General features: G+C 70.3%; 10 protein-coding genes. 4 read left to right on the forward strand and 6 right to left on the reverse strand.

The annotated features are described in order from the left end of the window. The 4 genes from EIO58_RS06970 to EIO58_RS06985 all read left to right on the forward strand — a co-directional run. Positions 1-610 (forward strand): DUF1028 domain-containing protein (locus EIO58_RS06970; RefSeq protein WP_164861568.1); only part of this gene is annotated, 610 nt, incomplete at its 5' end. A 4-nt stretch (positions 611-614) separates the two neighbouring features. Then, the gene (locus EIO58_RS06975) at positions 615-1,796 is read left to right on the forward strand and encodes an amidohydrolase (protein ID WP_240658618.1); all 1,182 of its coding nucleotides are present in this window, start codon (positions 615-617) and stop codon (positions 1,794-1,796) included. After that, positions 1,780-3,267, forward strand: coding sequence for an aldehyde dehydrogenase (locus tag EIO58_RS06980; RefSeq protein WP_127818917.1), 1,488 nt, complete (start codon positions 1,780-1,782; stop codon positions 3,265-3,267). Before EIO58_RS06975 ends, EIO58_RS06980 begins: the two co-directional genes overlap by 17 nt. 25 nt (positions 3,268-3,292) lie before the next feature. Beyond that, the gene (locus EIO58_RS06985; protein ID WP_127818918.1) at positions 3,293-5,245 is read left to right on the forward strand and encodes a primary-amine oxidase; all 1,953 of its coding nucleotides are present in this window, start codon (positions 3,293-3,295) and stop codon (positions 5,243-5,245) included. Positions 5,246-5,597: 352 nt separating this feature from the next. Here the strand turns inward: EIO58_RS06985 and EIO58_RS06990 are convergent, their stop codons facing one another. From EIO58_RS06990 to EIO58_RS07015, 6 genes are all read right to left on the reverse strand, one after another. Then, positions 5,598-6,005: a RidA family protein gene (locus EIO58_RS06990; RefSeq protein ID WP_127818919.1), complete on the reverse strand. Its 408-nt coding sequence runs from the start codon at positions 6,003-6,005 to the stop codon at positions 5,598-5,600. After that, positions 6,002-7,303 carry an aminotransferase class III-fold pyridoxal phosphate-dependent enzyme gene (locus EIO58_RS06995; RefSeq protein WP_127818920.1) on the reverse strand — a complete coding sequence of 434 codons (1,302 nt, stop codon included), beginning with the start codon at positions 7,301-7,303 and terminating at the stop codon, positions 6,002-6,004. Before EIO58_RS06995 ends, EIO58_RS06990 begins: the two co-directional genes overlap by 4 nt. Positions 7,304-7,317: 14 nt before the next feature. Then, positions 7,318-8,490, reverse strand: a complete 1,173-nt coding sequence (locus EIO58_RS07000) for an acyl-CoA dehydrogenase family protein (protein WP_127818921.1) — start codon at positions 8,488-8,490, stop codon at positions 7,318-7,320. 9 nt (positions 8,491-8,499) lie between these two features. Further along, positions 8,500-8,949, reverse strand: coding sequence for a MaoC/PaaZ C-terminal domain-containing protein (locus EIO58_RS07005; protein WP_205789167.1), 450 nt, complete (start codon positions 8,947-8,949; stop codon positions 8,500-8,502). Next, complete coding sequence (locus tag EIO58_RS07010; RefSeq protein WP_127818922.1) at positions 8,946-9,725, reverse strand: SDR family oxidoreductase; 780 nt, start codon at positions 9,723-9,725, stop codon at positions 8,946-8,948. The genes EIO58_RS07005 and EIO58_RS07010 overlap by 4 nt, the downstream gene beginning before the upstream one ends. Further along, positions 9,722-10,168 (reverse strand): hydantoinase B/oxoprolinase family protein (locus EIO58_RS07015; protein ID WP_205789168.1); only part of this gene is annotated, 447 nt, incomplete at its 5' end. The genes EIO58_RS07010 and EIO58_RS07015, both read right to left, overlap by 4 nt.

Genomic DNA, 10,168 nt, shown 5'->3' on the forward strand with positions numbered 1-10,168 from the left:
GTCGAGCCCCGCGGTCGCCGCGCGGTGCGCGCATCTGCGTGCGGGCGTCGGCGCCGTGGCCTCGCAGAACGTGACCAACCCGGCGCTCGGCCCCGCAGCCCTCGACGCCCTCGCGGGCGGCGCGAGCGCGACCGAAGCCATCGCCGCTGCGCTGGCCACCGACGGGTTCGCCGACTACCGGCAGCTGACCGTGGTCGACGCGGCGGGCAACGTCGCGGTGCACTCCGGCGCGCAGGCCCTCGGCATCCATGGCGAGTCCGTCGGCGACGGATGTCTCGCGGCCGGCAACCTCCTCGACAACGACGAGGTGCTCGATGCGATGGTTGGCGGCTACACCGCCGCTGCAGGAACGCTCGAGGATCGTCTGCTCGCGGCGCTCGAGACGGCGGTGGCTGCCGGCGGGGAGGCGGGGCCGCTGCGCTCCGCGGGTCTGTCGGTGGTGGAACAGGCATCGTGGCGGGTCACCGACCTCCGCGTCGACGACCACGACGACCCGATAGGGGAACTTCGCCGCCTCCTCGAGCTGTGGATGCCGCGGAAGGACGCCTACCTGACCCGCGCCGTGTCTCCGGGCGCGGCCCCGTCCTACGGCGTCCCGGGCGATGAGTGAGCCGGTGACCTCCATCACGGAAGTCAAGGGCCGCGCCGCCGCGGAGGTCGAGAACCACCGCGAGGCGATCATCGCGGTGAGCCACGCGCTGCACGCCGAGCCCGAGACGGCGTGGCAGGAGTATGCGTCGGCGGCGCTGCTCGCCGACACGCTCGAAGGGTTCGGCATGACGGTGACGCGCGGAGCCGGCGGTCTGGAGACCGCGTTCGTCGCCACGGCGGGCACCGGATCGCGCACGGTCGCGGTGGTGGCCGAATACGACGCCCTGGCCGGCCTCGGCCACGCATGCGGCCACAACATCATCGCCGCCGCAGCGGTGGGCGCGGCAGCCGCTCTCGTTCCCCTGACCGAATCTCTCGACGCCACCGTCCAGGTGATCGGCACGCCGGCCGAGGAGGGCGGTGGCGGCAAGATCCATCTGCTCGACGCGAACGTGTTCGACGGCGTCGAGATCGCCATGATGATCCACCCCGGCCCGGTCGACGCGCTGTACGCCCGACCACTGGCCGTCGCGCACTTCGACGTCGAGTACACCGGTCGCGAGTCGCATGCGTCTGCGTATCCGACCCTCGGGATCAACGCGGCCGACGCCTTCACCGTCGCGCAGGTCGCGATCGGCCTGCTCCGTCAGCAGTTGCCCGGCTCCGTTCGCGTTCACGGAGTGGTGCGCGAGGCGGGCACCGCACCCAATGCCATACCCGGGTCGGCGCTGGGCAGCTGGTACGTCCGTGCTGCGTCGCTCGGGGAGCTCGATGCGGCATTCCGCCGCGTCACGGCGTGCTTCGAGGCGGGTGCGCTGGCCACCGGGTGTCAGCTCGAGATCCGCGAGACGAGTCCGCGCTACTCGGAGTTCCGTAACGACGACGCCCTGGCGGCGGCCTTCGCCGCGAACGCCGCCGCGCTCGGACGCGACATGGATGCCGACGAGCGGCGCCCGGGCGGCATGAACACCGCCTCGACCGACATGGGCAACGTCTCGCGCCGGCTCCGCGCCATCCATCCCTACCTCGGCATCGACGCCTCGCCCGCCGTCAACCATCAGGCCGCTTTCGCCGATGCCGCGATCCGGCCCGCCGGCGACCGCGCCGCTCTCGACGGCGCACTGCTCATGGCGCAGACGATCATCGACGCTCTCATAGGAACGCCTCACCTCGACCAGGAGACCGCACATGCGCACGCACGCTGATTGGCAGCGTCTCGCCGACACGCTCGAACCCCGCACCCGCGCGTACATCGACGGCGGGTTCGTCGACGCCTCCGACGGCGAGACGTTCGAGACGGTGAACCCCGCGACGGGCGCCGTCATCGCCCGCGTCGCCCGCGGACGCGAGACCGAGGTCGACCGCGCCGTGGCGGCCGCGCGCCGCTCGTTCGAGTCCGGCGTGTGGTCGCAGGCTGCACCGGCCGAGCGGAAGCGCGTGCTGCTCGCGGTCGCGGCGGCGATCCGGGATACCGCGGATGAACTCGCCCTGCTCGACAGCGTCGACGGCGGCAAGCTCATATGCGACACGACGGAGATTGACATTCCCGGCAGCGCCGCCATCCTGCAGTGGTATGCGGAGGCGATCGACAAGGTCTATGGCGAAGTCGCCCCGACGCCTGGCGCTGATCTCGCCGTCGTCAGCCGCGAGCCCGTCGGGGTCGTCGGTGCGGTGGTGCCGTGGAACTATCCTCTCGAGACGGCGATCTGGAAGCTCGCCCCCGCTCTCGCGGCGGGCAACAGCGTGGTGCTGAAACCCGCCGAAGAGACGCCGCTGTCGGCACTGCGCTTCGCGGAGCTCGCCACCGAGGCGGGCCTGCCCGCCGGGGCGCTCAACGTGGTGCCCGGGTTCGGTCATGAGGCCGGTCAGGCACTCGGGCTGCACCCTGACGTGGACGTCATCGCGTTCACCGGCTCTACCGCCGTCGGCAAGAAGTTCCTCGAGTACTCGAGCCGGTCGAACATGAAGGCGGTGTGGCTCGAATGCGGCGGCAAGAGCGCCAACCTGGTGTTCGCCGATGCCACTGATCTCGACGCAGTGGCGGACTTCGCCGTCGCCGGGATCTTCACGTGCAGCGGTCAGGTCTGCTCGGCGAACTCGCGCCTGCTCGTGGAGCGTTCGATCGTCGACGAACTCACGGAACGCATCGCCGCGCGCGCTCGCGCGGTCCGCGTCGGCGACCCCCTCGACCCTGCCGCTACCATGGGCCCGCTCGTGAGTGCGGCGCAGCTCTCACGTGTGCGCGCGCACGTCGACGGCGCCCGGTCGGTTGCCACCCTCATCACCGGAGGCGACGCACCCGCTTTGCAGTCCGGCGGCTTCTACCTCGAGCCGACCGTCTTCGCCGACACCGCTGTCGGCAGCGCCCTCTGGAGCGAGGAGATCTTCGGCCCCGTGCTCGCGATCGCCCCGTTCGACGATGAGGCGGAGGCCGTCCGCCTCGCCAACGACAGCGACTACGGCCTCGCGGCATCCGTCTTCACCGACAGCATCCATCGGGCGCTGCGCGTCTCGAAGGCGCTGCGGGCGGGCACCGTCTCGGTCAACACCGTCGATGCGCTCGACGTCGTCACGCCCTTCGGCGGTATGAAGCAGTCCGGCTTCGGCCGTGACCTGTCGCTGCACGCCTTCGACAATTACACCGCTCTCAAGACCACCTGGTTCGCCGGGCGTTGACCCCGCATCGCCTCCGGAGACACCCATGACGCACGCACTCGACCGCCTCACCGCCGATGAGATCGACACAAATCGCCGGCTCGTCCTCGCGGACGGGTTCGAGGAAGACGCCACGGCATTCATGCTCGTGAACCTCGTCGAGCCCGAGAAGTCCACCGTCCTCGACGGCACGGCCACCGCCCGCCTGGTGGGCAACGTGCTGCTCGACCGACGCGACGGCGCGGTCTCGGAGGTCACGACCGACCTCACCGAGAACCGCGTCGTCTCACGGCGCACCGTCGACGTCACCGAGGAGGGCCAGCCTCCGATCGTGCTCGAGGAGTTCGACCGTATCGAGGCGCTGCTGCGTGCGGACGCGGGCTGGGTCGGCGCGATGCGCATTCGCGGCATCGAGGACGTGTCGCTGGTGCGCATCTCCGCGCTGTCGGCGGGGCGCTTCGGGCTGCCCGGCGAGGACGGCCGGCGCATCGTGAGGTGCCTGTCCTTCATGCAGCTCGACGCCGACGACAACGCATGGGCGCACCCGATCGACGGCGTGGTCGCATACGTCGACCTGGTGACCGGCGAGGTGCTGCGGTTGATCGACGACAAGGTCTTCGACATTCCTCGGGAGCGTTACAACTTCCATCGCGCCGAAGAGCTGCCGACACCGCGTCGGACACAGAAGCCAATCGTGATCACACAACCCGAGGGACCGAGCTTCCGCGTCGATGGAGACGTCGTCGAGTGGGAGAAGTGGCGGTTCCGCATCGGCTTCAACCAGGTGGAGGGTCTCACCCTGCATGAAATCAGCTTCACCGAGGGCGAGCGCCACCGTCCGATCGTCTACCGGGCGTCGATCGCAGAGATGGTGGTGCCATACGGCGACCCGAGCCCCGTGCGCTTCTGGCAGAACTATTTCGACGCGGGCGAGTACTCGTTGGGCAAGTCGGCGAACTCGCTGACTCTCGGGTGCGACTGCCTCGGCGAGATCCGCTACTTCGACGCGACGATCGCCGCGACCGACGGCAAGCCGCAAACGATCCCCAACGCGATCTGCATGCACGAAGAGGATGCCTCGATCCTCTGGAAGCACACCGACGAGTTCTACCACTCAACCGATGTGCGCCGAAACCGGCGGCTGGTCGTCTCGTTCTTCATCACGGTCGGCAACTACGACTACGGCTTCTACTGGCACTTCTATCTGGACGGGCGCATCGAGCTGGAGTGCAAGGCCACCGGCGTGGTCTTCGCGTCGGCATACCCCGGGGCGCAGCCCGACGGCAGCGACTACCCGTGGGCGTCGGAGATCGCGCCGGGGATCGGGGCGCCGTACCACCAGCATCTGTTCTCAGCCCGGCTCGACGTGACACTCGACGGGGTGCGCAACGCGGTCGACGAACTCGAGGCGCAGCGGGTGCCGCTGTCGGCCGAGAACCCCTATGGCAACGGCTTCACGCTGGCGACGCGGCGGTTGACGACGGAACGGGAGGGAGTGCGCGACGCCGACGGCAAGCGCGGGCGCGCATGGCACATCGTGAACCCCGACGTGCGAAACGTCGTCGGCAAGCCAGTCGGCTACCTCCTGCGCCCGGAGGGCCAGCCGAGTCTGCTCGCCGACCCTACGTCGTCCATCGCGCGCCGCGCCGCGTTCACCACCCACGACCTCTGGGTGACGCGCTACTCGCCGACGGAACGGTACCCGTCGGGAGAGCTGGTGAATCAGAACGACGGCTTCGGAACGATCGAGCGGTGGATCGAGCGCGATGCCGACATCGACGGTCAGGACATCGTGGTGTGGCACACGTTCGGGCTCACGCACTTCCCGCGCACGGAGGACTGGCCCATCATGCCCGTCGACAGCACCGGGTTCTCGCTCGTGCCACACGGCTTCTTCGATCAGAACCCCACATTGGATGTGCCCGCTCCAGCGCCGGCGCACGGTGCCTGCCACACTGGCGCCGCGACCTGCCGGTGCGGCGACGGGCACGGCATGTGAGGCCCCGGTGCTCGCCGATCTGCGAAGCGGCTGACGTTTCGGCGAGAGCGTCGCCACGGTGCCGTGCACGACGACCTGAACGATCCCCGCATCCGTGTTCCTCGGAATTCGGGCGGTGCGCTGGCACCCGCACGGCGTGACGTCATGCACAATGTGCCCTCGCGCGGGGTAGCGTCGCGCAATCCATGAAGCGAATCTGGCGCTCCGACGATGCCGGCACGGGGCGTGATCGGTGCGCGCGACGACATCGTGCTCCCGGAGCCCCGGAAGCAGCCATGTCCGCTCCGTCGCGCGCGCAATGCGCGACGCGCGGCGACTGAGCTGCGGGGCTGCCCTGCTTGGCGGTAGAACCTCAGTTCCTCGCGGGCACATGCGCCCGTGCGGCGATCTCCACGAGGAAGTCGGGGCTGTTCAGCGCCGCGACACCGACCGCGGTCCAGGCCGGCAGGGTCGCGGGGTCGGAGAAGTAGCGCGCCTTCACCGCCGCGAAAGTCGGCATCTGCTCAGCCAGATCCACGTGATAGGTGGTCAGCTCGTAGATGTCGGCGCACGTCCCGCCGGCCGCCTCCACCACGGCGCGCAGGTTCTCGAAGGCGGCCGTGATGTGGTCTTCCAGGGAGCTCGTCACCGCGACCATGTCGGCTTCTCGGCCCACCTGCCCTGAGATGTGGACGTCGTCGCCGACGCGGACCGCCGGGGCGTACCGGCCGCCGTCGACGAGCCCCCGCATGTGGTCGGGGACGATGATCCCGTGCGTCATGCCGCCTGCTCCTCGAGCGCGCGGTCCGCCACGGTCAGTCCGGCATCGACGGAGTCGACGATGCGCTCGAGTTCGGCGCGTTCGATGATGAGCGGCGGCGCGAGGAAAAGCGACGTGGGCTCGTCGCTCGTGCTGATCTGCACCCCGCGCATCCGGGCCTCGCCCACCACGAGGTCCGACAGGTGCGTCTGCATCGACGTCGAGCGCCACGAGCGCCAGTCCGGTCCGGGCAGCTCGACGGTCCAGTGCAGGCCATTGCCGGCGACGCGAGTGACGGACGGATGCCGCCGCCCGAGGTCTGCGAGCATGCTGCCGAACTCGGCTCCCAGCTCGACCGCGCGCTGCGGGAGCCCCTCGGCCGCGGCGACCCGCAGATGCGCACGGATGGCGTGGACCACGACGGGGTGCGCGCGGAACGTGCTGTAGTTCTGCCACTTGGCCGTCTCGAGCACCTCCAGCACGCGCTTGGAGAGCACCACCGCGCCCGCCGGGACGGCGCCGCCCGCGAGAGGCTTGCCGAGGGTCACGATGTCTGGGCGCGAGGCCGCGCCGGTGAATTGCATCCACCGGCCGCTGCGACCGAGCCCGGTCACGACCTCGTCGGCGATCCATAGCGCCCCGGACTCCTGCGCCCGCTGGGCGACGGCGTCCTGATAGGCCGGATCGTAGTAGAAGCCGCCCTGCGTGTAGTCCACGATGACCGCAGCCGCACCCTCGAGTGCAACCAGGTCGGCGGCCGCCGGCACGGTGGCATCCGTTCTCCCGTCCGCGGCGTAGGCGCTTCCACCCGGGTGACCGATGGTGCGCACCTCGACGCCCGACGCGGGCCGGCTGACGTGGCCACTGAGCGCCGAGAGACCGCCGTGCCACTGCGGCTGGACGGTGACGTCACGTGAGAGGCCGACGAGGCCGTGATAGGCGCGTTCCCTCGTGACGACGGGCGCCCGCCCGGTGACGGACTGGGCGAGGCTGAGCGCGATGTCGTTGACCTCGCTGCCGCTCATGCCGAACCGGATGCCGCCGACCCAGTCCTCGCCGCCGAACGCGGTCGCGACGAGCTCGTCGGCGACGTCTTCGCGCTCGGCCCACGAGTGTCCCTCGTTGACGACCGGATATGCGGCGGCTTCGCGCAGCGCCTCGACCATCGCCGGATGACCGTGCCCGAGCGGAGCGCCGGTATTCGAGGCGTCCAGCAGGCGCGTGCCGTCGGCGAGGTGCAGATGCACGCCTTCGCCCCCGACGATGCGCCGCGACGGGTCCGGGGCAGTGTGCAGGCCGGATGTGACCAGATGCGACATGGTGGGTGTTCCTCTCAGATGAATGCGCTGAGACCGGTCGCCGCACGGCCCGCCATCAGTGCGGAGATCTCGTTGGTGCCCTCGTAGGTGTAGATCGCCTCGGCGTCGGCGAAGTGCCGGGCGACGCCCGTGACCAGCAGAATGCCGTTGCCGCCGCACACCTCGCGGGCGAGCGCCACCGTCTCGCGAAGGCGCGCGCACACCCAGTACTTCGCGAGGGCCGAGTCCTCGTCGCGGTACACGCCCTGCTGCTGCAGCTCGGCCAGGCGCACGGCCATTCCCAGTGATGCGGTGATGTTGCCGAGCATGCGCGCGATCTTCTCCTGCACGAGCTGGAAGCGGCCGATCTCGCGGCCGAACTGCTCGCGCGTGGTGACGTAGCGCAACGCGTTCTCGTACGCACCCATCTGCACGCCGACCGCCTGCCACACGGTGCTCGCGCGCATGTGGCGCAGCATCCGGGCAACGTCGGCGAAGCGCTCGACCCGCTGTAGCCGGGCGCTCTCGGGCACGCGCACGCCCTCGAGCGTGATGCGGGCGTTGTCCACGATGCGCAGCGACGCCTTGCCCGCGATCTTTTCGATCGTCAGTCCCGGCGCGTCGGTCGGCACCAGGAAGGCGCGGATCGCTCCGGACTCCTCGCGGGCCACAACGCACACGTGCGTCGCGTAGGCGGCGCTCCCGATCCACATCTTGCGCCCGTCCAGCAGCCACTCGCCCCCGTCCCGCCGTGCCGTCGTGCGCATGCCGCGCGCGACGTCCGAACCATGATCGGGCTCGGTGATCGCGAACACCCCGCGCAAGTCATAGGTGTCGATGCGCGGCATCCACTCCGCGATCTGCGCGTCATCGGCGCCGTGCAGGACGGCGCCGATGATCATGGTCGCCTGACCGCTGAAATAGGTTGACACGGAGGCGTCGACGCGGGCGATCTCCATCACTCGGAAGCCGATGAACAGCGCACTGGGGTCCTCGCCGGCCTCCCGCAGCTCCGCAGGATCCAGGAAGCGCTCGGCCGCGAACAGGTCGGGAAGGTGAACGGGGAACTCCCCTCGTTCCCAGTAGTCGTCGACGATCGGGGCGACCTCGCGGTCGAGGAACGTGCGAAGGCGCACGAGCACCGCACGTTCGGCTTCCGTCAGCCGCGATTCGAAGTCGTACGGGTCGGTGGTTGAGTACAGGCGCATGGGCAACTCTCAGTGCTGGAACAGGACGAGGGAGGCGGCGACGACGGCGGGCCGGTCGGCACCGTGCACCAAGAACCGCACGTCGAGGGTCAGACGGATGCCATCGACGCGGGCGTCCGCCGCGGCGAGGGTCGCCGCAGCCGCGATCCGCGCCCCGACGGGCACTGGGGCGAGGAAGCGCACGCGGTCGAGGCCGTAGTTGAGCGCGCGGCGGGCGTCGGCGACGTCGAGCAGATCGCCCCACACCCCGCCGAGCAGGCCCAGGATCAGAAGACCGTGAACGATGGTGCCGCCGAAGGGGGCCGCACGCTCGGCGTCAACATGGATCCACTGCGCGTCGCCTGTCAGCGCTGCGAACGCGTCGACGTCGCCCTGAGTCATCTCGCGGAACGGCGTGGGGCCGAGCTCACGGCCGACGAGTCCGGGCAGCTCCGCCAGCGTGGCACGCAGCGCCGTCACAGGTCTAGTCCGCCGTCTACGGTGAGCACCTGACCGGTGATGAAGCCCGCCTCCTCCGCCGCGAGGAACCCGATGGCCGTCGCGATGTCGTCGGGTGTGCCGACCCTGCGTACGGGTGTCGCCTCGGCGGTGCGCCGGCGGAACTCCTCTGGCGTCACGCCGATCCGCTCCGCCGTGCGATCGGTCATCTCCGTCGCCACGAAACCCGGGGCGACGGCGTTCGCGGTGATGCCGTACCGCCCCAGCTCGAGCGCCAGCGTCTTCGTGAACCCGACGATCCCCGCTTTCGCGGCGGAGTAGTTCGACTGCCCGCGGTTGCCCGTCGCGGCGATGCTCGAGAGGCTCACGATGCGGCCGTACGCCGCGGGCACCATGACCCGCTGCGCGGCCCGGCTCATGAGGAAGGCACCGCGCAGGTGCACGTCGAGCACCAGATCCCACTCGTCCAGCGTCATGCGGTGCAACAGGTTGTCGCGAATCACGCCTGCGTTGTTCACGAGTACGTCCAGCCGGCCGCATCGCTCGGCGACCGCGTCGACGGCGGCCTGGGCTGAAGCCTCGTCGGCGACGTCCACGGTGATTCCGAACGCATCTGGAAGGCGGGATGCAGCATCCCCCGCCGCATCGCCCCGGATGTCGGCTACGGCCACGACCGCGCCCTCCGCCGCGAGCCGCGCGGCGGCGGCGAACCCGATACCACCGACGGCTCCGGTGACCAGCGCCACACGACCGGCGAAGCGGCCGCGGGAAGCACCAGCGGCCTCGGACGCCGTCATCGCGAGACCACCCACTCGCCCTCGACACGACCCGCGACGCGCGTCACGGTCACGCCGTAGTCGCGCTGCGCCGCCTCTGGGGTGAGGTATTCATCGTCGACGTCGTCCTGGATGTCGGCGATCGGGCGCGCCGACGGCGCGCCGTAGCCGCCCCCGCCGGCGCACGTGAACGTCAGGCGAGCCCCGGCGGGTACAGAAGTCGGCGGCGTCTTGCTGGACAGTGCTCGCACCTCCCCGTCGGGAAGAACGAGTTCGAATCTCGCGTTCGCGCCGGGGTGGCCGCCCAGCAGGCCGTACGGCCGGCTGCGGTCGCGGTCGGCGACGATCGTGACCGTGGAGTTCTCGGTGAACTCCACGACCCGCGTGATGCCGGTGCCGCCGCGGGTGCGGCCCGCGCCGCCCCCGTCGCGCGTGAGCCCGTACGAGAGCACGCGCACCGGGTG

The organism is Microbacterium sp. CPCC 204701 (assembly GCF_004010105.1).
In the GTDB taxonomy this organism is placed as follows: Bacteria; Actinomycetota; Actinomycetes; order Actinomycetales; family Microbacteriaceae; genus Microbacterium.

What these genes read in the sequence shown, in the direction of transcription:
- EIO58_RS06980 (WP_127818917.1), top strand. Translation starts at nt 1,780, where the DNA reads ATGCGCACGCACGCTGATTGGCAGCGTCTCGCCGACACGCTCGAACCC.
- EIO58_RS06990 (WP_127818919.1), bottom strand. Translation starts at nt 6,005, where the DNA reads ATGACGCACGGGATCATCGTCCCCGACCACATGCGGGGGCTCGTCGAC.
- EIO58_RS06995 (WP_127818920.1), bottom strand. Translation starts at nt 7,303, where the DNA reads ATGTCGCATCTGGTCACATCCGGCCTGCACACTGCCCCGGACCCGTCG.
- EIO58_RS06985 (WP_127818918.1), top strand. Translation starts at nt 3,293, where the DNA reads ATGACGCACGCACTCGACCGCCTCACCGCCGATGAGATCGACACAAAT.
- EIO58_RS07010 (WP_127818922.1), bottom strand. Translation starts at nt 9,725, where the DNA reads ATGACGGCGTCCGAGGCCGCTGGTGCTTCCCGCGGCCGCTTCGCCGGT.
- EIO58_RS07000 (WP_127818921.1), bottom strand. Translation starts at nt 8,490, where the DNA reads ATGCGCCTGTACTCAACCACCGACCCGTACGACTTCGAATCGCGGCTG.